The organism is Streptococcus infantis, from assembly GCF_047463275.1.
GTDB classification, from domain to species: domain Bacteria; phylum Bacillota; class Bacilli; order Lactobacillales; family Streptococcaceae; genus Streptococcus; species Streptococcus infantis_AF.
The window spans coordinates 149,092-163,055 of the sequence record NZ_JASHEE010000002.1 but is presented as its reverse complement, the minus strand read 5'-3'; the positions used below and the strand labels follow the sequence as shown (position 1 = coordinate 163,055).

The following is a 13,964-nucleotide window of genomic DNA, read 5'->3' as shown; positions in this document are numbered from 1 at the left end:
CATGGAAATACAATTACAATTACGTGGAAACTCAGAAGGATTTATCCTTGAGTCAAAATTACCTGATGATGAACTTTGGACTGAAAGAATTGAAATCGTTCAAGAAGATGAAGGTTATCGTCTCTATGCAAAAGATGTAGAAATTCTTGTCTTGAAAGAATCAGAATATATTTCTAAAAGAAAAAGAATAGTCGCAAGAGGGTTAAATAAGGATTTGATTTATTATGAGGAAAAAAGATTTGAACATTTATGGGAACAAGCATACTGGCATGGAGTTTTTCAATTTAATTTAAATAACTATGAAATGAAGTGTGTAGGTTCAGGTAGTAAAGGAGATATTTCACCTGTCACAAAAGATGGCATTCCGATTGCCGTTTATGCTGAAAGTAATATTGCAATTGCTGGAAAGAGAAACTTTTCTCTCTATACTGAAAATATTGACGAAATTGACAATTTACTGATGTTTTACGTAATTGATTATATTAGGGGATATGACTTTTTAGATATTGATTCTTTATCTGCAAGATATCGTTTCTTTTATCAATTCACTAATCGCTCAGCTCTAACGAAGGAACATTTAGATATGCTTCCAGAGGCTAGAAGACCATCTAAGTTAGAGGCGTTTATCATTTATTTTTTATCAGCCTTCTTTGTTGTGGGTATCAGTTTGGTATCATTACGCCCTTTGTTCGCATTTTTAGTAGCAATACTGATACATTTTATTTATACTATCATAAAGAATTGGAGAGATAGAGGTGAATAGTAGATTATTTACCTATTGATTTATTATTGTTACTACATTAAAAGAAATATTAAAAAGATGCTAACACCCTAATTAAAGGCATGAGAGGATGGTTTAAATGATACTGGAACGCATTAAAAAACTGTATTATTCACATGATGAGAAAGCGAAATTAGAAAGCAAAAAATGAACGGTATTATAAACTTAAAAAAAGAAGCAGGGATGACCTCGCATGATGCGGTTTTTAAATTGCGTAAGATTTTAGGGACTAAGAAGATTGGTCATGGTGGGACCTTGGATCCTGATGTGGTGGGTGTTTTACCCATTGCTGTAGGGAAGGCGACTCGCATGGTTGAGTTCATGCAGGATGAGGGCAAGGTCTACGAGGGGGAAATCACTCTGGGATATTCAACAACGACCGAGGATGCTAGTGGGGAACTTGTCGCAGAGACTCCTGTTTTGTCTCCACTGGATGAAAAGCTTGTCGATGAAGCCATTGCTAGTCTGACTGGACCTATCATTCAGATACCACCTATGTATTCGGCTGTCAAGGTCAATGGTCGCAAGCTCTATGAGTATGCGCGTGCTGGTCAGGAAGTCGAGCGTCCAGAACGTCAGGTAACCATTTATAGTTTTGAAAGAACCAGTCCGATTTGCTACGAGGATAAACTTGCGCATTTTACCTTCCGAGTAAAATGTAGCAAGGGAACTTATATCCGTACCTTATCAGTTGACTTGGGAGAAAAACTTGGTTATGCGGCTCATATGTCGCATTTGATGCGGACTAGTGCTGCAGGTTTAATGCTAGAAGATTCCTTGACCTTGGAAGAAATTGCAGAAAAAGTAGAGGCTGGACAACTGGACTTTCTCCATCCACTCGAGATTGGGACAGGGAATTTAGTTAAGGTTTATCTTACTCCGGAACAGGCAGAGGAAGTCCGATTTGGCCGCTTTATTGAGTTAGAGCATACAGTAAAAGAAGTAGCTGCTTTTGAAGGGGAACGACTTCTTGCTATTCTCGAAAAACGTGAACATCTCTACAAACCAAGAAAGGTTTTCTCTTAAAATTTTACTGATTACACGATTTTTTTTTTTAGTAGAAAGATGAGATGTTCTCATCTTTTTAAAATAGTAGCCGATAAATAGTTTTTACATTTTATGTCTTAAAAAACCTTTGAAAATACAGTGTTATTTGACAGTTTTGATTACTTATGATAAGATTAAATTTAAGAAAAGCTAGAGAAAAATAGAGGATATTATGAGTATTGAAATGACTGTCAGTGAGATTGCTGAGGTCTTGGGACTATCCCGACAAGCAATCAATAATCGTGTCAAAGAATTACCAGAAGAAGATATTACAAAAAACGACAAGGGTGTTACTGTTGTTACTCGCAGTGGATTGATCAAACTTGAAGAAATCTACAAAAAGACTATCTTTGAAGATGAACCAGTTAGTGATGAAGTTAAGCAACGAGAGCTCATGGAAATTCTTGTTGATGAAAAGAACGCTGAAATTATCCGTCTTTATGAGCAATTGAAAGCTAAAGATAAGCAACTGTCTGAAAAAGATGAACAGATACGTGTAAAAGACCGTCAAATCGCTGAAAAAGATAAGCAATTGGATCAACAACAACAGTTAACCCTTCAAGCTATGAAGGATCAAGAAACACTTCAGTTGGAGTTGGATCAAGCTAAGCAAGAAGTTCAGGCATCGAAGAAAGGCTTCTTTGCTCGCTTATTTGGAAAATAAGAAAAAACTGCTTGGTTTCTAGGACTAGACCAGGTAGTTTCTTTTTACAAATCAATAAGGATTGATAAGATGGAAACATTAAGAGAATATATTTCATTTGATTTAGAATTCAATAAACACCAGGATAAGACTCATTTGATTCAAGTATCAGCAGTGCATTTTAAAGAAGGTGAAGAAGTAGGGACATTCGACTCTTATGTCTACACTGATGTTCCTTTGAAGAGTTTTATTAATGGTTTGACGGGGATTACTTCAGAGACATTGAAAGGCGCACCAAAGGTAGAAGAAGTCCTGCAAAATTTTCAAGATTTTGTTGGTGATTTACCCCTTGTTGGTTATAATGCAGCAAAAAGTGATTTACCAATTCTACTAGAGCATGGATTTGACTATAGTCAGCAATATCTAGTTGATGTCTATAATGAATCACTGGAGCGACGTAGTTCTGATCTTCATGGAATTGCTAATCTAAAATTACAAACTGTGGCTAATTTTCTAGGTTTTAAAGGACAATCTCATAATAGTTTAGAGGATGCTCGTATGACTGCTCGAGTGTATGAAGCTTTTCTGGAGTCAGATGAGAGTAGACTCTTACTCAATTCTCAAACTAGTCTCAATTCGAATCCATTTGGTGCTTTGGATTTATCACAACTTTTTGATTAGGAGTTTTTATGAAACCTGAAAAACCGAAAAAATTGGGTTTTAAAAAGATTTACCTTAATCTAGATAAAATCCTCTTTCTATTCTTTCTAATCTTTATGTTGGTTGACTATATCTGGTTGCCACTAAACTCAGTGATAGCTGGATTTTTACTAAGTCAGACTGGATATTTGTTTATTTCCTACAACAATATTTTTGAGATAATAAAAAATGCTCCCATTGTCAGTCTTGGCTTCGTAATCTTAATAGCCATCAATCTACTAGTAGCCTATTTTCAACTTAGTATTCTCTTTATTGGAGCTCGCCACCTCCTATATCACGAAAAAAGGACTCTTATAGAATATAGTCGAAAAGTATTTCGTGAAAGCCTTGCTTTTATGAAAAAGATGACTATTTCAAAAGCTTTGTTTATCTTTTTATTTGTAGCAATGCTATTTCCTTTTATCAGGAAGATATTTAAGATTTATTATTTCAATAAAATCGTTATACCAGAGTTTATTCAAACCTACATGGAAGATAAGTACTGGATGTGGTGGATAGCCATTATTATCTTATCACTCTTATTCTTCTATGTTTCTGTTCGCTTGATGTTCACTCTACCTAAGGTCTTTTATGAAAAGATGACGGTCAAGGAAGCGATCATTTATAGTTTGGATAAAACTAGAAATTATTTTTGGTTTTATGCCTGGCATTTATTCTTAATTATTGTAAAAACCAATCTATTCTTCTATCTTCCTCTCATCCCTTTACTATCAATCCAGTATATAGTGGATAGCCTTACTCAGAGAGAGTCTTTACTCCTTGCTATTTGCAATTTTGTTCTTATCAAAAATTTCCACTATATGGCACTGACCTATTTCCTTGTCAAATTCACATCTTTCTTAACGGGAGAAGAACTTGATATTATGCCAAGACTTGAGAAGGACCATATCATGAGATGGGGGGTCATGGTGTGTGCAAGTATTTTCTTTGCGATTGAAGGATATAATTATCTAGAAGCTCCTGTAGTCAATCCACCGCTTGTGATTTCACACCGTGGTGTATCAAATGGTAATGGTGTACAAAATACCATTCAATCCCTAGAAAAAACATCTCAATTAAAACCAGATTTAATCGAGATGGATATTCAGGAGACTAAAGATGGTCAATTTGTTATGATGCATGATGCTAATCTTAAAGGCCTAGCTGGTATTAATAAAACACCACAGGATTTGACCTTAGAAGAGTTAAAGAAGATTGACATTCATGAGAATGGTTATGAGACAAAGATTTCAAGTTTCGATGATTATCTGACTCGTGCAAATGAATTACATCAGAAACTTCTCATTGAAATTAAGACCAGCCACAAAGATAGCCCGCAGATGATGGAACATTTTCTAGACAAATACGGTGCAAAAATTAAGGTTTATGGTCATCAAATGCAATCATTAGATTATAAGGTTGTTGAAAAAGTGAGAGAGTATGACAAGGATATTCCTGTCTACTTTATTCTTCCCTATAATTCTGTTTTTCCTAGAACGGTTGCTACAGGCTACACAATGGAGTATTCTACTTTAGATGAATACTTTGTGACGAAACTATGGAATACTGAGCAAAAACTCTATGTATGGACAATCAATAGTTCGGAATCATTTAATAAGTCTTTTCACCTAGGTGTTGACGGAATGATTACGGACGACTTGGAAAACATAAAAGAAGAACTAGTAACGGCTCAGGAAGACCCAGAATATAGTGACTTATTGCTAAATAAAGCAACTGAGTTCTTTGCTTATTAACATAATTTAAAAGAGGCTGTAAACCAGCCTCTTTTTGAGAATATAATTAAAATGGTAACTTACCAGCAAATGCTCCAAGTTTCTTTTTAGTAGTTTCATCAATTTGTTCAAGAGCAGCATTGAGTGCTTGGACAGTCATATCTGAAAGTGTTTCAATATCCTCGGCATCTACAACTGCAGGATCAAAATCAATTTTTACAACTTTTTTATCACCTGTCAAGGTAGCAGTTACAAGGTTTTGAGCAGAAGTCCCAACAAATTCTGTAGCAGCTAGTTCAGCTTGGCTTTGCTCCATTTGTTTTTGAAGTTTTTGAGCTTGACGCATCATGTTTTGCATATTCATCATGGCGGTAGTTAGCTTCCTTTTCTTTTATTTTCCATTTTATTTTAACAATTTTAACTAGAAAAGTCTAATTTAAATCTCAGGATAGATATGTCAACAGTTTAAGGTTTCTTTAAGCTTTCTATATTATTCTGAAGAACTCTATATTAACCGAGAGTTAAGAATACAAGGATTCATTTCTTAAATACTCTAAGCATAAAGTGCTCGCATCATTAGTTTTTAACTAGAGAGAACTAGTATTTGCTTCATGATAGTGCAAGATTATGATATAATGGTAGAGAATGAGTTTTTAGAATAAACCAAAGGAGTATCAAAATGATTTACGCTGGAATTTTAGCAGGTGGAACCGGCACGCGCATGGGTATTAGTAACTTACCCAAACAATTTCTTGAGTTGGGAGACCGCCCAATCCTAATCCATACAATTGAAAAATTTGTCTTAGAGCCAACTATTGAAAAGATTGTAGTTGGAGTTCACGGAGACTGGGTGACACACGCAGAGGATTTAGTTGAAAAATTCCTTCCGCTCCATAAGGAGCGTATCATTATCACAAAAGGTGGTGCTGATCGAAATTCTAGTATTGAAAAGATCATCGAAGCTATTGATGCATACCGTCCAATCACAGAAGATGATATCGTGGTCACTCATGACTCAGTTCGTCCCTTTATCACACTTCGAATGATTCAAGACAATATCGCTCTTGCACAAAATCATGATGCTGTTGATACTGTAGTTGAAGCTGTGGATACCATTGTTGAAAGTACAAATGGTCAGTTTATCACAGACATTCCAAATCGTGCGCATCTCTATCAAGGCCAAACTCCACAAACCTTCCGTTGTAAGGACTTTATTGACCTCTATGGTTCTTTATCAGCAGAAGAAAAAGAAATTTTGACAGATGCATGTAAAATCTTTGTCATTAAGGGTAAAGATGTAGCATTAGCAAAAGGTGAATACTCAAACCTTAAAATTACAACAGTTACAGACTTGAAGATTGCTAAAAGCATGATTGAGAAAGACTAGAGACATGATTAATCAAATTTATCAACTGACAAAACCAAAATTTATTAATATTAAATATCAGGAAGAAGAAATTGATCAAGAGAATCATATCCTCATCCGACCAAATTACATGGCAGTTTGTCACGCGGATCAACGTTACTACCAAGGTAAACGCGATCCAAAAATTTTAGCGAAAAAACTACCAATGGCTATGATTCACGAGTCTTGTGGTACGGTCATTTCTGATCCAACAGGTACCTACAAAATTGGTCAGAAAGTTGTTATGATTCCAAATCAACCACCTATGCAAAGTGATGAGGAATTCTATGAAAATTACATGACTGGAACATATTTCCTTTCAAGTGGTTATGATGGATTCATGCGAGAATTCGTTTCTCTGCCTAAGGATCGTGTGGTCGCTTACGAAGATATCGAAGATACAGTTGCTGCCATTACAGAGTTTGTCAGTGTTGGCATGCATGCTATGAATCGTTTCATGACGGTATCTCACAGCAGACGTCAACGCATCGCTGTCATTGGTGATGGAAGTTTAGCTTTTGTCATGGCCAATATTATCAATTACACTTTGCCTGAAGCAGAGATTATTGTTATCGGACGTCACTGGGAGAAATTAGAACTCTTTTCGTTTGCTAAAGAGCTATACATTACTGATAATATTCCAGAGGATCTTAGTTTTGACCATGGTTTCGAATGCTGTGGTGGTGATGGATGTGGACCTGCTATTAATGACTTGATTCGCTATATTAAACCACAAGGTATCATTATGATGATGGGTGTTAGTGAGTATAAGGTCAATATCAACACTCGTGATTCATTGGAAAAAGGCTTGTTATTAGTTGGATCTTCTCGTTCTGGAAGAGTTGACTTTGAAAATGCTATCCAAATGATGGAGATTAAGAAGTTTGCCAATCGTTTGAAAAATATTATTTATCTAGAAGAACCAGTAAGAGAGATTAAAGATATTCATCGAGTTTTTGCAACAGACCTTAATACTGCCTTCAAGACAGTATTTAAGTGGGAAGTCTAATGAGGGGAAGATTATGAAGGAAATCGTTAAAGAAAAGATTGCCTCTATATTATCAGGTGATGAAGAAATTCAGAGCGTTGAACAGTTGGGTGGAATGACCAATCAAAACTACTTGGTTCAAACATCCTCAAATCGATATATCGTTAAGTTTTTCGGTAAAGGTACAGAAAAATTAATCGACCGCAAGAATGAAAAGTTCAATCTTGAATTGTTGAAAGATTTGAAATTAGATGTAGAGAATTATCTTTTTGATATTGAAGCTGGTATCAAAGTTAATCAATACATTGAAAATGCTGAGACACTTGATTCAGCTACCATTAAAACCAAATTTGAAAAGATTGCTCCCATTCTACAAACGATCCATGCTTCTGGTAAAGAATTAAAAGGAGAGTTTGCTCCTTTTGATGAAATCAAAAAATATGAATCCTTGATTCAAGGAGAGATTTACTATCCAAACTATGAAGCTGTCAGAAAATCAGTATTTTCTCTGAAAGAAGAGCTTGAACAAATCGGAATTGAGAAGAAATCATGTCATATTGATTTGGTTCCTGAAAATTTTATTGAAGCACCAGATGGGCATCTTTATCTGATTGATTGGGAATATTCTTCCATGAACGACCCAATGTGGGACCTTGCAGCTCTCTTTTTAGAGTCTGAATTTACTCCAGAGGAAGAGGAAGACTTCCTAGCTCATTACGAGAGTGAAAAGACGCCTGTTTCTCGTGAGAAGATCCGTATTTATAAAATATTGCAAGATATTATTTGGAGTCTCTGGACTATCTACAAAGAAGAAAATGGTGCAGATTTTGGAGATTATGGAATCACTCGTTATAATAGAGCTGTAAAAGAATTGCAGTCTCAGGGAGGTATTGATGAAGACTAAAAATGGAGTTTCCTTTGGACTTATATCAGGTATTTTTTGGGGATTAGGGCTAACCATTAGTGCTTATATCTTCTCTATATTTACTGACTTGTCACCTTTTGTAGTAGCAGCAGCGCACGACTTTCTTAGTATTTTTATCTTGCTAGGATATCTTCTAGTTAAAGAAGGGAAGGTACGTTTTTCAATCTTCTTGAACATTCGAAATGTCAGTGTTATTATCGGAGCACTATTGGCTGGGCCAATTGGAATGCAAGCCAATCTCTATGCGGTCAAGTATATTGGTAGTTCTTTGGCCTCCTCGGTTTCAGCTATTTATCCTGCGGTTTCTGTCCTTCTTGCCTTCTTTATTCTTAAGCATAAGGTTTCGAAGAATACAGTATTTGGAATTTTATTAATCATTGCAGGAATTATTGCTCAGACCTACAAGGTTGAACAGGTCAATTCATTCTATATTGGTATCCTCTGTGCCTTGATCTGTGCCCTTGCTTGGGGAAGTGAAAGTGTTCTCAGCTCATTTGCTATGGAAAGTGAACTCAGTGAACTCGAAGCACTCTTGATACGACAAGTCACATCTTTCTTGTCCTATCTTGTTATTGTTCTCTTCTCGCATCATTCATTTGCGGAAGTGGCAAATGGACAATTATTTGGACTTTTGATTATCTTTGCAGCATGTAACATGATTTCTTACCTTGCCTACTACATTGCTATCAATCGATTGCAGCCAGCAAAAGCAACAGGTTTAAATGTGAGTTATGTAGTATGGACTGTTTTATTTGCAGCAATTTTCTTGGGTTCGCCCCTTAATTTGCTGACCATCATTACTTCCCTTATCGTAATGGCTGGTGTTTATATTATTATTAAAGAATAAAGGAGAAAACGCGTGAAAGCGATTATCTTAGCAGCGGGATTGGGAACTCGTTTGAGACCCATGACAGAAAATACTCCCAAAGCCTTGGTCAAGGTTAATGAAAAACCTTTGGTTGAATATCAAATTGAATTTTTAAAGGAACGTGGAATTGATGACATTATCATCGTTGTAGGTTATTTAAAAGAACAATTCGACTACCTTAAAGAAAAATACGGTGTTCGTTTGGTCTTCAACGATAAGTTTGCTGATTACAATAACTTCTATTCTCTTTACTTGGTAAAAGAAGAATTGGCTAACAGCTACGTTATTGATGCGGATAACTATCTTTTCAAAAATATGTTCCGTAATGATATCGAACGTTCAACTTATTTCAGTGTTTATCGTGAAGATTGTGATAATGAGTGGTTCCTAGTTTACGGAGATGATTACAAAGTTCAAGATATTATTGTCGATAGCAAAAATGGACGCATCTTGAGTGGTGTATCATTCTGGGATGCTCCCACAGCTGACAAAATTGTTGGATTTATTGACAAGGCATATGCAAGTGGCGAGTTTGTTGACCTCTATTGGGACAACATGGTCAAAGATAACATCAAAGAATTGGATGTTTACGTAGAGGAATTGGAAGAAAATTCTATCTATGAAATTGACAGTGTTAAAGATTATCAAAAATTAGAAAAGATTCTTTCTTCACAAAAATAAGCAACTTTTATGAACTGATACCTTACCTATTTTTACTTGACTTTTTAGGTTTGATACAGTATACTAGTAAAAATTTAACCTTTAAGGGTAGTCCAGAGAGACTCACAAGGTGTCAGAGAAAAGAAGCTACAATGGAAACAAGTAAGCAAGTGCTTATTTGCTACTTTTGTGTAAATATCTTAACTGAAACCTTGCAAGCGCAAGGTTTTTCTTTATCTGATCCCCTTAAAATTTAAGGAGGAAAAGTTATGAATCCAAATTGTAAAAAACGAATGGGTGCCATTCGCTTGGAAGTTATGAGAGTAGTATCTCAGGAGGAAATCGCGCCAGCAATCTTTGAGTTAGTACTTGAAGGAGAGATGGTCGAAGCTATGAAAGCGGGCCAATTTCTTCATTTGCGTGTACCTGATGATGCCCATCTCTTACGTCGTCCAATTTCGATTTCATCAATTGATAAGGCGACTAAGCAATGCAGACTTATCTATCGAGTTGAAGGAGCAGGGACAGCAATCTTTTCAAGCTTAAAAACAGGTGATAACTTAGATGTTATGGGACCTCAAGGAAATGGCTTTGATTTATCTAATTTAGACAAGCAGAATCGTGTTCTTATAGTTGGTGGTGGAATAGGAGTGCCGCCCTTACTCGAAGTAGCTAAACAACTACATGAGAGAGGTGTTGAAATAATAACTGTTTTAGGATTCGCTACTAAAGATGCTGTTATTTTGGAAGATGAATTATCCAGATTTAGTCAGGTCTTTGTAACGACTGATGATGGATCTTATGGTATTAAAGGAAACGTATCGGTAGTGATTAACGAATTTGACACTGAATTTGATGCCATCTACTCTTGCGGTGCACCTGGTATGATGAAATATATCAATCAAACCTTCCATGACCATCCAAGAGCTTATCTATCTCTAGAATCTCGTATGGCCTGTGGCATGGGGGCTTGCTACGCTTGCGTATTGAAAGTACCAGATAGTGAAACAGTTAGTCAACGTGTGTGTGAAGATGGGCCTGTATTTAAAACAGGAACTGTTGTTTTATAAGGAGAGTGTCATGACTACAAATCGATTACAAGTCTCTCTACCAGGCTTAGAACTAAAGAATCCTATCATTCCTGCTTCAGGCTGTTTTGGTTTCGGACAAGAGTATGCCAAATACTATGATTTGGACCTTTTAGGATCTATCATGATTAAGGCTACAACCCTCGAACCACGTTTTGGTAATCCTACTCCACGAGTGGCAGAAACACCTGCAGGCATGCTCAATGCCATTGGTCTACAAAATCCAGGACTAGATGCCGTTCTCTCTGAAAAATTACCTTGGTTGCAAAGGGAATATCCCAATCTTCCAATAATCGCAAATGTTGCTGGATTTTCAAAGCAAGAATACGCAGCCGTTTCTAGTGGTATTTCCAAGGCACCTAACGTGAAAGCCATTGAGCTCAATATTTCTTGTCCAAACGTCGATCATGGGAATCACGGACTTTTGATTGGGCAAGACCCAGATTTGGCTTATGATGTGGTAAAAGCAGCCGTAGAGGCTTCATCAGTGCCAGTTTACGTTAAATTGACACCAAGTGTAACTGATATCGTGACCATTGCAAAAGCAGTAGAGGATGCAGGTGCTAGTGGTCTCACTATGATCAACACCCTTGTTGGTATGCGCTTTGATCTCAAAACTAGAAAACCAATCATCGCCAATGGTACTGGTGGAATGTCTGGGCCTGCAGTCTTTCCGGTAGCTCTTAAACTAATCCGTCAAGTAGCTCAAACAACTAATCTTCCAATCATTGGTATGGGAGGAGTTGATTCAGCTGAAGCTGCAATTGAAATGTATTTGGCGGGTGCCTCAGCAATAGGAGTCGGTACAGCAAACTTTACCAATCCTTATGCCTGTCCTGATATCATTGATAACCTACCAAAAGTCATGGACAAATATAATATCGAAACTCTGGAGCAATTGAGAAAAGAAGTAAAAAGTAGCTTATAGTTTTTTAAATTCGTAATATTTTGAATGCCTTCTTCTTTCTGGTATAATATGACTATGATTGTAACAATACCTATAAAAACTGAAAAAGACATTGCAACACCAGGTCCAACCGTCCTTGTATTAGGATATTTTGATGGTATTCATCTAGGACATCAAAAATTATTTAGTATTGCTGGTGAAATTGCTGCTAAGAAGAGATTAAGCGTTGCTTTAATTACCTTTCATGAATCACCAAAATTAACCTTAAAACCCTATTCACCAGAAAATTTACTTCATATCCTGAATGCAGAAGAACGTGAACGTAAGTTTAAACGTGCTGGTGTTGAAAATCTTTATTTAATGGACTTCTCAAGTCGTATCGCTAATATGACTGCCCAAGAGTTCGTAGATACTTTTGTCAAAGAAGTTAAAGCAGATACCATTGTAGTTGGATTTGACTATAGTTTAGGTTCAGATAGAAAATCAGCAGAAGATTTAAAAGAAATCTTTGATGGAGAAGTAGTTGTAGTTCCTGCTGTAGAAGATGAAAAAGGAAAGATTAGCTCTACTCGTATTCGACAAGCGATCCTTGAAGGGAATGTGAAAGAAGCAGGTCAGCTGCTTGGAAGTCCACTTCCCACAAGAGGAATAGTCGTACATGGTAATGCTCGTGGTCGAACAATCGGTTATCCAACTGCCAATCTCGTGCTCTTGGATCGTACTTATATGCCGGCAGATGGTGTCTATACCGTTGATATCGAAATCAAGAGAAAACTCTATCGAGGAATGGCCAGTGTCGGGAAGAACGTTACTTTTGATGGAGAGGAAGAGCGTTTTGAAGTGAATATCTTTGATTTTGATGAAGATATTTATGGTGAAACAGTGACCGTCTATTGGTTAGATCGTATCCGAGATATGGTAAAATTTGATAGTGTTGAACAACTGGTTGACCAACTTGAAAGTGATGAGAAAATAGCTAGAAAATAAAGTTTATAGAAGTTTGGGATTTATCTCAAACTTTTTTATTACCGACGCTTGAATTAAAAAATATACATAGTGCTATAGTTATAATGATTTTAGAGTGAAAGTTGAAAAAATACTTTTTGTTTGATATAATTTAAATATCAAACAAAAGGAGACGATTATGTTTAGGGAAAAACGAAATAAGGGTTTTGTTTCTGGACTTGTTCTTTCACTAGTATTTTTTATAGTAGCTGGTGTAATGGGCTTCATGTGGTATCTTCATCAACATCCAATGAATTCATTTGGAGAGGATACTCGTTCAGGTAAAGAAGCAAAGATGACTATCTATGATATGTATCCAGAAGTTGTAGGTGATGTAGATGGTGGAAGTGTCATTTACCTGGTACAATATAGCAAGGAGGGAGACGGACAGTTTGCTGTTGTTGAGGCTAAAGAAGATGATGAAGCTATTAAAAAAATCATTGATCAAGCCAAAGCAGGTACTCTGGAAGAGAACCCAGGAACCCTCATTGGTACTCAGTTGCAACCTCTTGGTACAAATGTTAATAAATCACGTAATAATAGAATTGTAGACTTATCTGCTTTTATTGATTCTATTTTGGATCATAATTCTACTGTGTATCTTAACATGAATACAAGTATATATCTTAGCTTGACTGAACATTCACGTGATGGTTGGTATTATATCATTGGAGCAGCAATTTTTGGAGGAATTGGCTTAGTCACATTAGTGAGTGCCTTTCTTCTTCGTAAAAAATCTATCGCAGCTTTTGAAGAGCTTTATCAAGCCTATCCTGAATTGCAAGGAAATGTTGAAAATCTAGCTGGTTTGGCAGAATTTTATGATGAGAGTCTAAAGGTAATCCTTTATAAAAATCATCTCATCACTTATTTTAAAGGGACTCAAGCAATCAATCTAAATAATGTTCAACAGCTTTATCTGGTCTCAACAACATACCAACGTAATCTCATCAGAAATAAAATTTATCAATTGTGCTATATTGTCAAGGATAGCAAAAAGAAACATTACTTAACTATTAAAACTACTAAGACAGTTCAAGAACAATTGGATGAACTCTGGGATCTTATCATTGAGAAATTCCCAGATATTCATATCGGAGTTTAAAACCAAGCATCGTTTATCGATGCTTTTTTTTGGAAAAAAGTAAAAATCAGATTTATCAGTTGACATCTTAAATTTAAGGTGGTAGAATGTTTACTAGTTAATTAAATGGT

At 36.1% G+C, this 13,964-nt stretch carries 15 protein-coding genes; 14 read left to right on the top strand and 1 reads right to left on the bottom strand.

Annotated elements, in window-relative coordinates; genetic code table 11:
* The first annotated feature begins 1 nt into the window (after window position 1).
* From QM923_RS03510 to QM923_RS03490, 5 genes are all read left to right on the top strand, one after another.
* Entirely contained in the window at window positions 2-763 is a 762-nt protein-coding gene (locus QM923_RS03510) for a hypothetical protein (protein WP_414290894.1), read from the top strand.
* A gap of 165 nt (window positions 764-928) precedes the next feature.
* Window positions 929-1,807 carry a tRNA pseudouridine(55) synthase TruB gene (truB, locus tag QM923_RS03505; protein ID WP_414290893.1) on the top strand — a complete coding sequence of 293 codons (879 nt, stop codon included), beginning with the start codon at window positions 929-931 and terminating at the stop codon, window positions 1,805-1,807.
* A gap of 193 nt (window positions 1,808-2,000) precedes the next feature.
* Window positions 2,001-2,492: a DUF536 domain-containing protein gene (locus QM923_RS03500; RefSeq protein WP_414290892.1), complete on the top strand. Its 492-nt coding sequence runs from the start codon at window positions 2,001-2,003 to the stop codon at window positions 2,490-2,492.
* 69 nt (window positions 2,493-2,561) lie between these two features.
* Window positions 2,562-3,152: a 3'-5' exonuclease gene (locus tag QM923_RS03495; protein WP_414290891.1), complete on the top strand. Its 591-nt coding sequence runs from the start codon at window positions 2,562-2,564 to the stop codon at window positions 3,150-3,152.
* A gap of 8 nt (window positions 3,153-3,160) precedes the next feature.
* On the top strand, window positions 3,161-4,924 hold the full coding sequence (locus tag QM923_RS03490) for a glycerophosphoryl diester phosphodiesterase membrane domain-containing protein (protein WP_414290890.1): 1,764 nt from the start codon (window positions 3,161-3,163) through the stop codon (window positions 4,922-4,924).
* A gap of 46 nt (window positions 4,925-4,970) precedes the next feature.
* Here the strand turns inward: QM923_RS03490 and QM923_RS03485 are convergent, their stop codons facing one another.
* The gene (locus tag QM923_RS03485) at window positions 4,971-5,270 is read right to left on the bottom strand and encodes a YbaB/EbfC family nucleoid-associated protein (RefSeq protein WP_142557396.1); all 300 of its coding nucleotides are present in this window, start codon (window positions 5,268-5,270) and stop codon (window positions 4,971-4,973) included.
* A gap of 312 nt (window positions 5,271-5,582) precedes the next feature.
* Here QM923_RS03485 and QM923_RS03480 point away from each other — a divergent pair, with 312 nt between their 5' ends.
* The 9 genes from QM923_RS03480 to QM923_RS03440 all read left to right on the top strand — a co-directional run bounded on the left by QM923_RS03480 (window position 5,583) and on the right by QM923_RS03440 (window position 13,854).
* Complete coding sequence (locus tag QM923_RS03480; protein WP_414290889.1) at window positions 5,583-6,290, top strand: IspD/TarI family cytidylyltransferase; 708 nt, start codon at window positions 5,583-5,585, stop codon at window positions 6,288-6,290.
* Between the two features lie 4 nt (window positions 6,291-6,294).
* Window positions 6,295-7,317: a ribitol-5-phosphate dehydrogenase gene (locus QM923_RS03475; RefSeq protein WP_414290888.1), complete on the top strand. Its 1,023-nt coding sequence runs from the start codon at window positions 6,295-6,297 to the stop codon at window positions 7,315-7,317.
* A gap of 13 nt (window positions 7,318-7,330) precedes the next feature.
* Window positions 7,331-8,200 (top strand): phosphotransferase, encoded by an 870-nt coding sequence (locus QM923_RS03470; RefSeq protein WP_414290887.1) that lies wholly within the window; start codon window positions 7,331-7,333, stop codon window positions 8,198-8,200.
* The gene (locus QM923_RS03465) at window positions 8,190-9,068 is read left to right on the top strand and encodes a DMT family transporter (RefSeq protein ID WP_414287193.1); all 879 of its coding nucleotides are present in this window, start codon (window positions 8,190-8,192) and stop codon (window positions 9,066-9,068) included. Before QM923_RS03470 ends, QM923_RS03465 begins: the two co-directional genes overlap by 11 nt.
* Window positions 9,069-9,080: 12 nt before the next feature.
* Window positions 9,081-9,770: a sugar phosphate nucleotidyltransferase gene (locus QM923_RS03460; RefSeq protein WP_414290886.1), complete on the top strand. Its 690-nt coding sequence runs from the start codon at window positions 9,081-9,083 to the stop codon at window positions 9,768-9,770.
* Window positions 9,771-10,018: 248 nt separating this feature from the next.
* On the top strand, window positions 10,019-10,819 hold the full coding sequence (locus QM923_RS03455; protein WP_414290885.1) for a dihydroorotate dehydrogenase electron transfer subunit: 801 nt from the start codon (window positions 10,019-10,021) through the stop codon (window positions 10,817-10,819).
* Window positions 10,782-11,765 (top strand): dihydroorotate dehydrogenase, encoded by a 984-nt coding sequence (locus tag QM923_RS03450; protein ID WP_414290884.1) that lies wholly within the window; start codon window positions 10,782-10,784, stop codon window positions 11,763-11,765. The genes QM923_RS03455 and QM923_RS03450 overlap by 38 nt, the downstream gene beginning before the upstream one ends.
* Window positions 11,766-11,819: 54 nt before the next feature.
* Window positions 11,820-12,731, top strand: a complete 912-nt coding sequence (locus QM923_RS03445) for a bifunctional riboflavin kinase/FAD synthetase (RefSeq protein ID WP_414290883.1) — start codon at window positions 11,820-11,822, stop codon at window positions 12,729-12,731.
* Between the two features lie 157 nt (window positions 12,732-12,888).
* Entirely contained in the window at window positions 12,889-13,854 is a 966-nt protein-coding gene (locus QM923_RS03440) for a hypothetical protein (RefSeq protein WP_414290882.1), read from the top strand.
* Window positions 13,855-13,964 lie beyond the last annotated feature (110 nt).